At 52.4% G+C, this 14493-nt stretch carries 8 protein-coding genes and 1 riboswitch; all 8 genes read left to right on the top strand.

Going from position 1 to position 14493, the window contains the following annotated elements; genetic code table 11:
- Positions 1–37: 37 nt before the first annotated feature.
- The 8 genes from RRY12_03810 (at position 38) to RRY12_03775 (ending at position 14396) form a co-directional block, all read left to right on the top strand.
- Entirely contained in the window at positions 38–3493 is a 3456-nt protein-coding gene (locus RRY12_03810) for a Synerg-CTERM sorting domain-containing protein (GenBank protein MEG2183781.1), read from the top strand.
- 322 nt (positions 3494–3815) lie between these two features.
- Positions 3816–4061 (top strand): Veg family protein, encoded by a 246-nt coding sequence (locus RRY12_03805; protein ID MEG2183780.1) that lies wholly within the window; start codon positions 3816–3818, stop codon positions 4059–4061.
- Between the two features lie 69 nt (positions 4062–4130).
- A complete protein-coding gene (locus RRY12_03800; protein ID MEG2183779.1) occupies positions 4131–4991 on the top strand; it encodes a 4-diphosphocytidyl-2C-methyl-D-erythritol kinase in 861 nt (286 codons plus the stop codon).
- Between the two features lie 5 nt (positions 4992–4996).
- A complete protein-coding gene (locus tag RRY12_03795) occupies positions 4997–5830 on the top strand; it encodes a phosphoribosyltransferase family protein (protein MEG2183778.1) in 834 nt (277 codons plus the stop codon).
- Positions 5831–6086: 256 nt separating this feature from the next.
- A riboswitch (cobalamin riboswitch) is annotated at positions 6087–6258 on the top strand.
- Positions 6259–6533: 275 nt separating this feature from the next.
- Positions 6534–8462, top strand: a complete 1929-nt coding sequence (locus tag RRY12_03790) for a TonB-dependent receptor (GenBank protein MEG2183777.1) — start codon at positions 6534–6536, stop codon at positions 8460–8462.
- 27 nt (positions 8463–8489) lie between these two features.
- Entirely contained in the window at positions 8490–9833 is a 1344-nt protein-coding gene (locus RRY12_03785) for a hypothetical protein (GenBank protein MEG2183776.1), read from the top strand.
- 77 nt (positions 9834–9910) lie between these two features.
- Positions 9911–11950 carry a hypothetical protein gene (locus tag RRY12_03780; GenBank protein ID MEG2183775.1) on the top strand — a complete coding sequence of 680 codons (2040 nt, stop codon included), beginning with the start codon at positions 9911–9913 and terminating at the stop codon, positions 11948–11950.
- Positions 11943–14396, top strand: coding sequence for a Synerg-CTERM sorting domain-containing protein (locus RRY12_03775; protein ID MEG2183774.1), 2454 nt, complete (start codon positions 11943–11945; stop codon positions 14394–14396). Before RRY12_03780 ends, RRY12_03775 begins: the two co-directional genes overlap by 8 nt.
- Positions 14397–14493 lie beyond the last annotated feature (97 nt).

Genomic DNA, 14493 nt, shown 5'->3' with positions numbered 1-14493 from the left:
ACATAGAAATATACAAACTAAAAATGGAGGAAATGCAATGATGAAACGGTTTATCGGCAGTTTCAGCTTCAGAAAGAACCGCGTCACCTATCTCATCGCGGCGGCTTTGATATGCGCTGTTGGTATCGCACTGGCAAATCCAAGCCTTATACCGAGTCCGTCAATGTTCGGTGGAACGACGGAGGCTACGGTAGACGTATCGGGAAAGCAGAATGTCTGGCACGTCACGGTCTTTGACAAAGACGACGGCAGCGAGGGTACAATGCGCTGGGCCGTCGGGCAGGCAGTGGCAAAGGGAGGCAAACAGACAGTGCTTTTTGCCGAAAGCTCACAAGGACGTACAAATGGGAAAGTTTCACAGATCACCGCTAACCCCATCGTGGTCAGCGGTGATATTGATCTTGATATTTCAGCGCTAAGTATGAATCAGAGTTATCAGTGGGGCAGCAACACGATTAAAAGGACTTCCGGAACTGGAGGCATCTTTAAAATAATCGGCGACAAGGCCCACGGCCCAAAAGTCCGCTTCCAGGGGCTGGTCTTTGAAGGCGCTAAAACGGCCGGAGGCAGTTATGATTCTGACCGCTCCAACGACGGCGCCATCCACATACAGGGCGAGTACACGCGCGTAGAGGTCATCGGCTGCACCTTCAAAGACAACCGCGCCATAGGCGGTGGCGCCATCTACGGCCGCGGCGGCACGCTGTACGTGCGCAACACGCTTTTTCAGTCTAACAGGGCACTCTACGGCGGCGCAGTCGACGTCTCAGATATGGACGTGACCTTCAAAGCCTGCGCATTCAAAGACAATGCAGCTTCTACCAGTGACTATATGGGACGCGGCGGCGCGCTCTTTGCCGGCGGCTTTGTGGACGGCACTCATGACAAACTGAGGATAGAGGGCTGCTCCTTCACCAATAATGGCGCAAACCTCCACGGAGGCGCGCTCTGTGTCGGCTCGGTCGTCCGCGATGTGACTGTCACCAACACCACCTTTGCCGGCAACTGGGTTCTCCAGAAAGGGGCAAATTGGGCCTGCGGCGGCGCCGTATACTTTGAAAACAGCGCAAACAGCAGGGGAACCAAAAAAATAGAGAGCTGCACCATCGTCGGCAACACCGCGATATATGACGGCTATCATGTAATGGCAGCCGCGATCGGCGGCGGCCTCTACGCAGAAGCCGGAAAGAATCAGGCGCTGGAACTTAGAAACTCGATACTCGTCGGCAACAGCACCAGTGTCACCGACACAGCTGAGCGCGGCGAGGGCAACGTCGCCTTCCATGCCGAACACGACGGAAAGCACGCAGATATTTACGGCAACGCAAGTCTCATGGGATACAACCTGGCGGCCGTTGTCTCAGAAAACGCCACAAAAACCACAAGCGATACGGTCAACTCTGATTTCAGCGACAGCACTAAAGGTTCTTATTTTGTAAAATGGCTCGCCAACGGTTCTTTCGTTCCCGACGGCTGGACGCCAAAAGGAGCGAGCTTTGACCTCTCGGAGGAAAAAACAGGGCCGATGGCGGGTGCTTACGAGATGCGTGATACCGTTACCGTAGCAACGATACCTCTTAAAGATGACGGTACAAAAGACTCTCTGAATAATAATCCCGCCTTTGACAAAATCCCCAAAAGCGCGATAACAGTCTCATGTGATGCTCTTGCGGTAATACGCCCACAGAGCAGCAACGGCGATATCGGAGCCAGAGAAGTGTTTTTTAATTCTAGCAACCTACCTTCAAGTCCAGAATTTACCAACCCCACCCCATTGACATCGGGAGGACAAAAGCCTGTAAACATATACCAGTATGTCCCTACCAATATTACTAAAATACACATCGACAGAGACGGCGGGTTTTTCAAAAGCATCGAGATGCTAAATTGTGGCATGGATTATGCTATATGGGTTCCTGGATATTGGGGGTTGCCGAAAGTGCTGGACATGCGGGTAACATCGTTTGGCGTAATGGTCGGATACCTTAAATCTGGAATGTACAGCTTGGATGCCGTACCAGCGTATTTGCGCGATGGCAAATACACAAACAAAAGTTACATTTCTGATATGCCAGGCTTAAAATCTTCCCTTGCACCTGAACAAGGAACTTTATCGTTCCCTAAAAACGAAATCACCGTCCGTGAGGGAGAGGCCCTTCCAGTACAGCTTCTCATCGCCTCCGCCGACGTCACCGACCCGCGCATGATCTGGAGCGTAAGCAGCGCCGACAACATCCTGCGCGCCACGGCAGCCGACGCCGACGACCCCGAATACAGCGGCTGGGCCTGGGTGAAGGGCCTGCACAAAGGAAGCGCGACGCTTAAGGCAACCTCCATCCGCAGCATGGAAGACAACAAAGACGACCCTGAATTCTGGGCTACGGCGACCTGCAAGATCAACGTCGCCTATCCCGCGAGCGCCGTCTATATCAAGAGCATCTCGCTCGAATCCTCAGCCGCGGAGCTCTACCTTGACTCCAGCGCCAAGGGGACGATGCGCGTCGTCTTTGACAAGAGCAACCCAGACCAGGCGGTAAATGTGCCCTACTCAGTTGAATGGTCCGTCTCCGATGAAACGATAGCCGCCGTCAAACAGCGCGCGTCAAACCCAGTATGGGCAACTCTCACTCCGCTCAAGGCCGGCTCCGTCGTCGTTACCGCAAAGGTGACTCAGGGCGGCGAGCTTCAGGAGAAGGATATTTACACAGCAAACTACACTGTAGTCATCAAAGCGACCGGAGGCGGCGGCATCGTTGACGAAACGCCTGACGGCGTATCGGTCTCCCCGGTGAAGCCCGCCATCTCCGTTCCCGGCATCGTGACTTCCGCTCCACAATTTGCGGCAGATGTCGATCTCGTCGCCACACTGATTGGCGCGAACTCGGCCAATATCACCGCCGACAGCAAGGGCAACCTGACCTTAAAAAACAGCCTTGTTTCCAGGTCGGCCGAGCAGGCGGTCGCCGCCGCAATAAAAGATGGAAAACTTGAAGCGGGAACAAAGATTGAGGGTATGCACACGCTTCCTATCTTCACCGCTACGGGAAATGAGCTGCGTGAAATCCTGGCTACCGGCTTTGCAGTATCGGGCGATGTACTGGGTGTTGGAAGGCCGCAGGAGCTACATCTGTTCAAAGTATTCCCTGATGACCGCGAAGGACGGCTGTTCGATTTTGCCGCAACGTCAGGCGACTACAAGGACAAGACATTCACAGTTCTTGACGGCTCTAATAACGTGCCGGAAAAAATTATCGCCAGTGAAAGCTACACCTTAGTCGTTTTCGTGCAGGACTGCGGCGAATTTGACCTCGACAAAACAGAAAACGGCGCAGTGACAGACCCCGTTGCGATTCTCAACACAAAAGCCGCCAGCGCCGCCCCTGACGCACCATCATCCAGCGGCAGCGGAAGCGGCGGCTGCAACGCGGGATACGGCCTGCTAGCGTGTCTCGCCTTGCTTCCGGCGCTGGCATTGAAAAAACACAAAAAATAAAACATTCCTAAAACCAGGGCGGCCTATCAACATGCCGCCCTGGTAGTTTGCTCCCCAAGCCCCTAAGAGAGCCCCTTCGCCTTCGCCTCTCAGAGCCTGTATTGACTGATAACATTAGAGCTCCCCTCTCACTTCTTTATTAACGCGGCTGTATGAATAACTACAGCAAAGGCGTCACCCGACGCGCCGGGGAGAAGCGAATACTGATAAAAAGGTAGAGATATACAACAATTTGCACATTACCCTTCACATTTATAGAGCGTGTTGCATTTTTGAACGTTTTGATGTACAATAATTCGACAGCGTTGTGGAGGTGTTGTAGATGCCATATACTTTAGAGTCGATTCGTGAGATAGTTTCTCTCCACAAAGGCGCCAGGGTCTTCTACAGAGCGGCCAACGGAAGGCGTAAAATTGAGGAACGTACAGGTGTGATCCAGGATACTTATCCAAGCCTCTTTACGGTGTTCATAGAATCACAGCAAAGCACCGTATCTTTCAGCTACACGGACCTCCTCACAAAAGAGGTCGAATTGCAGCTCGAGGCGAGCGGCGAGCACCTGTTCTAATCACGTAAACAGCACTGAACGCCCCGGCGGTAAAGCCGGGGCATTTTTAATATTCCAGGGAGGCCGCAAATGTCCTGCACCGTTTTGTCGCCAATTAAAATAAACCTCATCCTTAAAGTATATGATAGACGTCCCGACGGCTATCATGATATTTATTCACTTTTCTGGCAGAAAATCGCGGCTGAAAGGTTGACAATTTTCACAAATTGCGCTGAAATTACAGCAGACATTATTGACGTTGAAGGGGCAGTCATATCAGGAGAGAATATCCTGACAAAGGTGCTGAAAACGGCAAGAGAGCGCGGCCTCTTTATTCCGCCTCTTAAGATTCGACTGGAAAAACATTTTCCAGCCGGAAGCGGCATAGGCGCGGGAAGCGGCAACGCGGCGGCCCTCATAAAATGGCTGGGGACGGAGTACGGGCTTGCTCTTTCCTGCGGCGAAATCGCGAAATTAGGAGCCGACGTTGCCTTCATGACCACGGATCACAGCATAGCCGCGGCACGCGGCGCGGGCGAGCTGCTTTCGCAAGCGACGGCCGAGCTGAAATATACTTGGCTGTTGGTGTTTCCGACATGGCAGTCAAACACCGCGGAGGCATACCGGAAACTTGACGAAGCGCGCTGCGGCGCGAGCGCCTCAATGGTCGCGGACGACGCGCGGCTCGAAGAAGCCGTCCTCCGGCGGCTTTTAGCGGGAGAATGCGCGGGCCGTCTGCCGAATGACTTTTTCGATGTACTTGCCGCGGAGCACGCGGAGTATCTGCTTGCGGAACAAACGGTGCAGGAGAGCGGAGCCTCGGCATGGGGATTGTGCGGCAGCGGAAGCGCTTTTTTTGCCCTTTACGCGGACCGCGGTGCGGCGGAGGCGGCTGCGCAAATATTTAACAAAATGCAATGGGTCATAAAAACATATATTGATACGGAGTGATAACCATGAGGGGTCAAAGAACCGAACGACTTGTGCGGCTGGCGGCAAAGTTTATGCTCTGTCCGTCCAAATTGGTCTCATTAACAGATCTGGCAAATAAATTCAACGTTTCAAAGACGGTCATAAGCGACGACGTTGAGGTGATAAACTCGGCCATGGGCGCCGAAGGATTCGGCCAGATGCAGGTAGACCGCGGACGCAGCGGAGGGGCGCGCTTCGTGCCGCTCTCAACGCCGGAATACAGAAAATCATTGCTCTCAGAGATAGCGGAAAAACTTTCCGACCCTGAACGCAACCTGCCGGGCGGCCTCATCTACTACAGCGATCTAATCTTCAACCCAGAGACGGCGCTTTCTCTCGGCTTCTGCATGGCGTCGCTCTTTACAGACGCCGCGCCCGATGTGGTGATGACCTCAGAGGTCAAAGGCATCCCGATCGCAATGTTCGCAGCCTACGCACTCGGAGTGCCGCTTGCCGTCTGCCGATTCCGCAACCGCCCAAGCGACGGCGCGGCCGTAGGCGTCCACTACCCCACAGCAAACGGCGACGTCAAAACAATGTACATCGGCACGCGCCAGATGAAGCGCGGCAGCCGCGTCCTCATAGTCGACGACTTCATGCGCGGCGGCAGCACCGCCTCCGGTATGCTGCTCATGGCAAAACAGTTCGAGGCCGAAGTGGCCGGCATCGGCGTATTCATCGCCTACGACGAACCAAAAGAAAAGGCCGTCCCCAACTATCATTCGCTGCTTACGCTGCACCACAACCAGTCCGGAGCAAACAGGCTAGAAGTAACAGAAAGGCCGGAGCCGGAAAACAAAAAAGCAAAAAAAGCCTAAACCTCCCGCTGATATAACAGGATGAACATAAAGCAAAGGGCGCCGTATGACAAACATACGCGCCCTTTGTCTATTCTGATATACAAGTGGTCTTCTAACAGTATTGGATTGTAGTAAAATTATCCCGCCCTCTAACAGCGTCCGCATTGTTTTTTCAAAATGATATTTGTAATTCCAGGCCGTAATGCGGCATTTATTTAACAAGCCCCTTGACGTACACAAGAACGCTGGTATACAATCAGCCCGTTGAACGCCGTGACGTTCATAATATATCAGTTTCTACGGAGTAAGGGAATCCGGTCTATGCCGGAGCGGCCCCTGCCGCTGTAATCGGGACGAAACCGCAATATGTCATTGCCGAAAGGCGAGAAGGCGCGGTAGTAGGATGAACGAGAGCCAGAAGACCTACCGGAGATACGGAGTTAGCGATGCGCAGTGGGCGCAGAACGGCGATCTTCCGCATTTTTGATGCGCATTGTTGTCGTGTGTATATAGGGAGAGAGCTGTTCTGCAATGCAGAGCCTCTCTCCCTTTTTTCGTGTATATCCTCTTCGCTCTCTTCAAGAGGCGGCTTTGCCGTCATATCATATCTATTCATATATCGGAGGTCGCCATTTTGCAAAGAGAAATGCGAGTCATTTTGTTGTGGATATTTTTATTCACTTTATCGCCGTTCCCTCATCATTTGACCGGAAATATTATGATGGGCGCTTCAGAGGCCGTGGAAGCGCCAGTCAAACTGCCTGAAGAAAAAATCATCGCCGAAGCGGAAAATGAAGAAGACAAGCTGCTGCTCTCTCCCGGCACAGTAACGGTCATAAAACCGCAGGAGATGAAGGGAGAACAAAAAAATCTTCCGGAACTTCTAAAACAGGTTCCGGGACTGCACATAATTGAAACGCGCGGCCGAGGCGCCTACACCACGGCCACCGTGCGCGGCAGTGATTCATCCCAGGTCGCCGTATACGTCGACGGCGTGCTAATGAACCTCGGAAGCGAGGCGGCTGTGGATCTTTCCACAATTCCAGTAGAGGATGTCGAACGCATTGAGGTCTATCGTGGTTACATTCCGGCACGCTTCGGCGGAGCGTCGATGGGCGGCGTCATCAACATCATCACGAAGAAACCGGAAAAGGCAGGAGGCACTGTGACGCTTGGCGCGGGATCTTTCGGCCGTTTCCTCAGCGGAGCCACATACAACACAGCGCTTTCCGGCGGCGCGTTTATGGCCGCCGTTAATTACGAACGGACTGACGGCGACTTCCCCTATCCAAACGACAACAACACACCCTATACCCCCGCCGACGATTACGACGCCAACCGCCAGAACAACGGCTATAAAAACGCAAACGTCCTTCTAAAATGGAACAACGATAACTGGAATATCCAAGGCGGCTGGAAAAAAAATGACCGCGAGCTCCCCTATTCAGCCCCGGGCGCAGACAAACCACTCAGCCCCTCTGGAGCTACGCAGAAAACGGACCAATGGAACACTATTGTAAAAAACACCCGTAAAATCGGAGACCTCACGCTCGGCATCCGCTTTGAATACCTTCATCAGAAAAAACAATACGACGACCCAAACGACACTATAGGCGGCTGGGGAGAACAGCACAATACCTACACCACGAAGCGCTTCGGTACGGCTATTGACGGTTCTCTTCCAATCGGAGACGCCCACCTTCTTGAATTTTTATGGAACTACTACAACGAAGAGCTAACGACCGAAGGCGATGTCGTCAAGCGCTTCAGCGGAAGATCAGAGCACTCTCGCAACTCGTGGAACGGACAGATACAGGACACGATAGCGCTCAATAAAGACGGAAATTTTTGGTTTACGCCGATCCTCCGTTGGAACTCCGCAGACGGTGAAACAAAATTCTCCTATGGCGCGGCGCTTACCAAAAAATTCGATGAACACTGGACGGCAAAGATAACCGGCGGCAAATATAACCGCGCGCCAAACATGTATGAACTGTACGGCGACGGTGCTTTCGTCGTACCCAATCCCGGTCTGAAATGGGAAGACGGGACGCAGTACGACGCCGGACTTTCGTGGGAGGGAGAGATCAAAGAGACTCATATCAAAGCGGAGCTCACCTATTTTTACCGCACATCAAACAATCTGATTGACTATGTAATGGTAAACCCGCGTTACGCGCAATACGTCAACATAGGAAACGCGGAGGTCTCCGGAGTTGAACTGGAAACAACTTTAAAACGCGACAAATGGGATCTATATCTTTCCGCGACCTACATGGACCCCGTCAACAAGAGTGACGGATATATGTATGACACTCCTCTGCCCAACCGTCCAAAATGGGAAGGACTTCTGCGCGTCAGCCGTAAGATATTAAAAGACGACCGCGCCACTATTTTCGGCGAATTCCACTACATTGGCAAAAATTATTACGACATGCAGGGAGAGGTCGGATGGGACAACCTGAAAACCTTCGGCCTGGGGATTCGTTATCAGATAAACGACAGATTAAAATTGGTCCTCGGCGTGGACGACGTATTCAACGCGGGGCCCGATGTAATGCTTTTCGCAACCGGCAACGGGCCGGAAAGAACCCTATGGTATCCAATGCAGGGCAGGGCCTTCTACGCTACTCTGCTGTGGAATTTTTAAAACTATCTTATTCAGGAGGAAGAAATCATGAACAGATTCACCCGGGCTACCTTTTTAATAATAGCCGTGGCAGCGGCATCTTTAACCGCCATACCGGCCAGAGCTGACCTTATCTTCACACGTCAGGACAACTCGTACGCCAACACCGCGCTTGGGATCATCCAGGGCGCTTCGGCCCCCGTATCCCCACTCATCAGCAACATGGGCGGGAACGCGGGACAGGGGATTTATCCTTTTGTAAACGCAGACGGTAAATTCAGGACGGCAGTAACATTGTACACTTCAAACGGCACTGACGTCATCAACATATACAACCCCGGAGAGCAGAGCGCATGGGCCACGCAGTCCGCATGGAAAGCTCCCCTCTACGAAGCGGTGACGACGCTCCATAACACCAGAACAATGGTAGCGATGGGCGGCAGCCTCTACGCTACGGCCTACGATATTCCTATTGTAAGCAAAATATCAACGGGAGGCGACGTATATAAGCAGAGCAAAAAATACGAATACACGCACCTGAACGACAAATACAACGGTCACGGAGAGGCTCTCGTTGCCTACAACAACAGCCTATATGCAATATTCACAGGGGTAAACGACCCTTGGGACTTAACGAACGGCGACTACCGTTTGAATGAACTCGTCAAGCTGGACGCTGATCTTAATTTCGTGGCCTCGGCCGACATGACAGGCAAAAATCTTGATGGATTTACTCCCGGCTCCTATTGCGTAAAGGGAAACACCCTTTATGTCGCCACGTTGGGCGGCGTCCAGCAGTTTGGCGAAAAATGGAATCCAGGCTCGTGCATCGAAGCGGTCAATCTTGACACCATGGCAGTCTCGCAGCTTGTATCAGCAGACGCGGTAAACAAAACAGACCCTACGTTCAAACACATGTTCGACGCCGTGCTATGCGTCGGCGACAAAATATACATCCAAGCCGCAAAGTGGACCTCCAAAGACGACTACACGGCAGGATACGACATCCGTATATACGAGACAACGGCTGAAAAACTCAAAAAAGGCGACATCGGCGTGCTTCTTAAGAAATTCGTAGGCAGCTACGGATACCGTCTTGGACTTGTCCATGATGAAAAAACGGGGTATTTATGGGCCGGCGTCGGCTACAGCCTGTGGCGCTATGACGGCTCAAGCTGGACGGAATACGGAAGCAACGCTCTGAGCGGCAACATAGCCGCCTATGTCGCAATAAATCCCGCAGGCGCGATAGATCCCATAGCACCCACTCCAACGCCAAGCGGCGGCGAAAGCAGCGGCGGCGGCGGTTGCAGCGCCACAGGCTTTGGGTTGTTCTCATTCCTCACCATCGTTCCCTTATTAAAATACGGGAGAAAGTCACAGAAGGGATAACGCGGATATGGCGCTGCAAGAATATCTACAGCGCCTTTTACAACTTTTCAGTTAAATTCACAAGGAGGACTTTTAACATGGCCAAAGCAAAGATATTTTTGTGTCTATTGGCGGCCATCGCCGCCACTGCTTTCTCTTTCACCAGCGTCACTCAGGCGCAGGAGGCAAAATGGATCGACAGCGCCGATACGGGATGGTACACGGCGCGATCAGCTGACGTCGTCTTTACCATAAAGACCGCCGAAGAGCTCGCAGGTCTTGCGAAACTGGTAAACGAAGGAACGGAGAAATTTGCGAAAAAAACGGTGAAACTTGGCTCGGACATCGACCTCGGAGGCAAAGTTTGGACAGGGATAGGAATAACGGGTAGTACATTCCGCGGCCTCTTTGACGGACAGGGATACACCGTAGGGGGCCTTGGCGTGATCACCTGCGGCGAAGCTAACGGTAGATATTTCGGTCTTTTTGGAAAGCTCGCATTGAACCCCACCCTTAATATCCGAAATCTTAACGTTGCTGGGAACATTTCTATTTCTCCGGAGGATATCGCGGCAATAGGCGGCAATGAACACAGAATAGGAGCTATTGCCGGAGACGCGACAGGGGCTCCCGCAACTACCTCCATTGAAAATTGTTCTTTCAAGGGCAGCATTAAAGGCTGCGGGAGCGGCAAGATCGGAGGAATAACCGGGTATGGAAGTATTGTTCTTCGTAATTGCAGCGTAGAGGCAAATATAACCACCGACAATTCCCAAAATACTACTAACACAAGCACCGTTGCTATTGGAGGTATCTCTGGTTTTGCTAATGTAGCCATAGAAAACTGCTTCTTTAACGGTTCGATCAGTTCCTCCGAAAAAGCCGGGATGGGCAACGTCAATGCGGGCGGAATAGCTGGCGATTCAAATTTAGGCGCAACAATCACCAATTGTGCGGCCTCATGCGACATCAATATAACCGGAGGACGGCATCCACAAGCAGCTTTTGTAGACGACAAGGCTGTTTACGCCAATAACGCCGGAGGTATCGCGGGTGTGATCCATGGACAGCTTATTTCCGGCTGCTCCGTTCAGGGGACTATTAAGGCCGCATCTATGATACCAGGTGACATATATGTAACTGCCGGCGGCATAGCGGGATCCAACAAAGACGACGTGGTGTTAGAACATTGTTCTTCTACGGCGCGCCTCTCTGCCTCAAGCGACAACGAGGGGAGTATCCTGGGCTGTTTCGTTAAGAAAAATAATGTAAAAATGTATCAGTGTGAATGGCTTTCCGGAGAAGGCCTCCCTGTCAGGATAGCCTCCAACGACACCGCAATACCAACGTATGAAACAACGAATCCACTCCGTTTCAGCGTAACAGAGGCGAAGAGCGCAGCGGACCTCACGCCGGTAACTCTTATCACCGTCCCAACCGTACGCATTCTCGAAAATAAGAGCTATGCTCAAAAGGCGAGCCTATTCCCCTCGGGAGCCGGGAAAACAAACGGACTTTTATGGACGTGGGGATCTTCCGACGGCGCAGTAGCCTCTATCGCTTCATCCATGAATGAAAAGGCGGTAGTCAAAGGAGTAAAAGTAGGGGTAGCTTCGATAGTGGCGTCGGCAAGCGGCTTCCTTGGAGAAAATTCCTGGAGCGTAAAAACCTACGCCGCCGTCACAAAAGCGATGCTCGCATCGCTGAAACTTGACGTTAAATCTGTGACGCTGGGCGCAGCCGGTGAGTCAAAGATAGTCACAGCCGCTCTTGCACCGGAAGAGGCCTCCTATCCTGTGCTTAGGTGGGAGTTCAGCGTCGTATCGGGAGACGCGACGGCGGACGATGTTGAAATAACGCATGTCGGCAGTTCTAGAAAAGCGAAAATCACCCTGCTAAGATACGTGCCTGGCGCACAATACCGCCTCAGCGCCCATACCGTTGACGGTTCCGAACTCTCGGACGACGTGCTGGTAAACACCGCGTCTGAGCAGAAAGCTCCCTCCGAAGGTCCTGGAAGCTCCGGCGGCTGTAACGGCGGTAATTTTGGCTGGGGTGCGGCCTCTCTTACGCTGCTTGTCCTTTTACATACCTCGAAAAAAAACCGTTTGATAAAAGGAGGAAAAGACAATGAATAAAATGTTTAAAAAATGGGGACGCTCTTCCGCCATTGCGGCGGCGCTTGTTCTGATAACACTCTTTTACACATCCGCTGTGATAGGCGCATCTGGCGCATGGACGCCAGACACGTCATGGTACGACGCCTATAAAGATGAACGAGGAAGCGCCGAGAATCCTTTTCTCATCTCCACGCCGGAAGAACTGGCGGGCCTTGCGAAAATGGTCAACGCTCCATCAGGCACATGGGGAGTTACAAAGCTCAGCTTCCAAAACAAGCATATCCTTTTGACGCGCGATCTGAATCTCGAAGACAAAGAATGGGCTCCTATTGGATGGTATTTAAGCTACGCTACAAAACAGTCATGGGGAGGCACAACCAGGGAATACGAAGGCTTCGACGGGACCTTCAACGGAGGCGGACATACGATCTCTGGACTAAAAATAGAAACCTGCGAAAATGTGCCAGTATATCAAACAAAACAGACCGAAGCGGCTGGCCTTTTTGGCTATCTTGACAAAGCGGGAACGATAAGAAACCTCACCGTCAAAGGCAAGGTAAACGCGTCCAAATGTGAGGGCGTCGGCGGGATAGTCGGCTGGGCTGACGGACGTATCGAGAACTGCGTCTCAAACGTTGAGGTACGCGCCACAAGTTCCAAAAGAGGATACGCCGGCGGCATCGCCGGACTTAACGGCGGCAACCAAGGGGAGAACATCGGCACCGAGTATGAAAACCCATTTGCGGTCATACGCAACAACGTCGTTTTGGGCAGCGTCTCCTCCACCCCATCATCATTTTCCTACGCCGGCGGAGTTGTCGGCTTCTCGCACTGGTACAAAGGAAAGGTCCAGAACAACGTGGTGCTCAGTCCGGTGGTAGAGGCTGGGATGGATGCCGGCGGAATTTTCGGCGGCTTCAACAGCCTGGTGACGGAGGACAACGTCTCCGCCGCTCAGAAGATATTGGCCTCCCCCTCCTATGCAAAAGGCATCGTAGGTGCCTTCGGCTACGGCTATCAGAACTGCTACTGGCTCAAAGAAAATAGAGAGCAGCCCGAATACGGCTGGGCCAGTGAAACGACTGGACTGACGACAGAGGCTTCAAAGCTTCCGGTCGCCGCCGTAATAATGGACACTGCCTGCTTTAAAACGACCAAGCCTGGCGAAACGCGCGACATCCATATCACATCCTACCCTCTCACCTCAGACGCCTCGTCGCTCAAATACACATGGAGCGTGGAGACGTCAAAGCTTGATATAGTTAAGGGACAGGGCACAGCAACACTCACAGTGAAGGCGAAGGACGCCGCAGGCGCAGATGATATATTTGCCGCCGTATCGGCCGATGTCGCCGGTCTGCTGAGCCACACGACAACGCAGGCTGGAGGTCTTACAGTTTACACTCCAAAATTTGATACGACGGCCTCTCTGCAAGGCGTTCTTAAGATTGCGCCAAACGCGATTCCAGTTGAAGGCATAACGGCCTATGGCTCTAACACAGCCTGGAAAGAGGGCGAGACCAGAATTCTGGGAGCATCCGTTAGACCCTCAGACGCCGATTCAAGCGACGTCAAATGGACCCTAAGCGCGGTAAGCGGCGCAGCGTCCTCTGAAGATGTGATCATGAAAAACGCGGAGAACGGAAATCTTTCCATACTCCTGCGCACGGGACATGACAAGGATTACTCCTACACCTTTACAGTCTCTACCGTGGACGACAAATTCTCAGATTCCATCACAATCGTTGGAAACCCCGTAAAAGATGTTGAAGTTTCCGGGTTCATTCCGGCAGGAGAGGCTGTTCCAAATTTTGTAGAGGCTCTGAAACCGGTAGGCGCAACCAGTGCGATGATCGAAGAGCTTGCCGCCGCAATGGGAGTGGATATCTCCGTCTTCCGCGTTAATTCAAAAGGAATTCTCTACCTCAACAGTGAAAAGGTGAATGCCGCAGTAAACGAAGCGGCTAAAAAAGAAAATTTCAAGGTCTCAGTCATTCATCCTCTCCCCCTCTTCTCCGTTAAGGTAAGCGCTGCCGGCAAAATAGCGGCGGCCGGATTAATAGTCAGCGGTGACCAGTTGATGGCGGAGAAGGTCTCCGATATCAGGATAGTTAAAACAAGAGCAGACGGAACAGGAGATCTCTTCACCTATGCCGAGGACCGCGACGCCATCGGCGACAGGCGCTTCGCGCTGCAATCCATGAACGACAAGCTCATGGCTCCGACAGACGCGATAGAGGCTGGCAAATCATACAAACTTGTCCTCTACATCAGGGATAACGGAACAAGCGATCTAAACCCTGCTGACGGCGACATAATTGACCCTGTCGCCATTGTAAAGGCGGCAAGCGAACAACCCAAAGAGCCTGCGTCAGGCGGAAGCGGCGGGGGATGCAACGCTGCTGGGTTCGGAACTTTCATGCTCCTTGCCTTGCTGCCATTTGTTCACCGCAGAAAAAAATAGGGCCACAGGTTTTTAAGTTTCAACGGCACAGCGGCGAGCCTTCTTTATTGGAAGGCTCGCCGCTGTGCTGCAAGTGAGGGAAGTGCCGCAGAAATAT

The organism is Cloacibacillus sp., from assembly GCA_036655895.1.
Taxonomy (GTDB): domain Bacteria; phylum Synergistota; class Synergistia; order Synergistales; family Synergistaceae; genus JAVVPF01.
Note: the sequence above shows the minus strand (reverse complement) of the source record. Positions and strands in the feature narration are given on the sequence as shown.

Bases quoted from the DNA above. Each gene is read 5' to 3' on its own strand.
- RRY12_03810 (MEG2183781.1), top strand. From the start codon at position 38: ATGATGAAACGGTTTATCGGCAGTTTCAGCTTCAGAAAGAACCGCGTC.
- RRY12_03805 (MEG2183780.1), top strand. From the start codon at position 3,816: ATGCCATATACTTTAGAGTCGATTCGTGAGATAGTTTCTCTCCACAAA.
- RRY12_03800 (MEG2183779.1), top strand. From the start codon at position 4,131: ATGTCCTGCACCGTTTTGTCGCCAATTAAAATAAACCTCATCCTTAAA.
- RRY12_03795 (MEG2183778.1), top strand. From the start codon at position 4,997: ATGAGGGGTCAAAGAACCGAACGACTTGTGCGGCTGGCGGCAAAGTTT.
- RRY12_03790 (MEG2183777.1), top strand. From the start codon at position 6,534: ATGGGCGCTTCAGAGGCCGTGGAAGCGCCAGTCAAACTGCCTGAAGAA.
- RRY12_03785 (MEG2183776.1), top strand. From the start codon at position 8,490: ATGAACAGATTCACCCGGGCTACCTTTTTAATAATAGCCGTGGCAGCG.
- RRY12_03780 (MEG2183775.1), top strand. From the start codon at position 9,911: ATGGCCAAAGCAAAGATATTTTTGTGTCTATTGGCGGCCATCGCCGCC.
- RRY12_03775 (MEG2183774.1), top strand. From the start codon at position 11,943: ATGAATAAAATGTTTAAAAAATGGGGACGCTCTTCCGCCATTGCGGCG.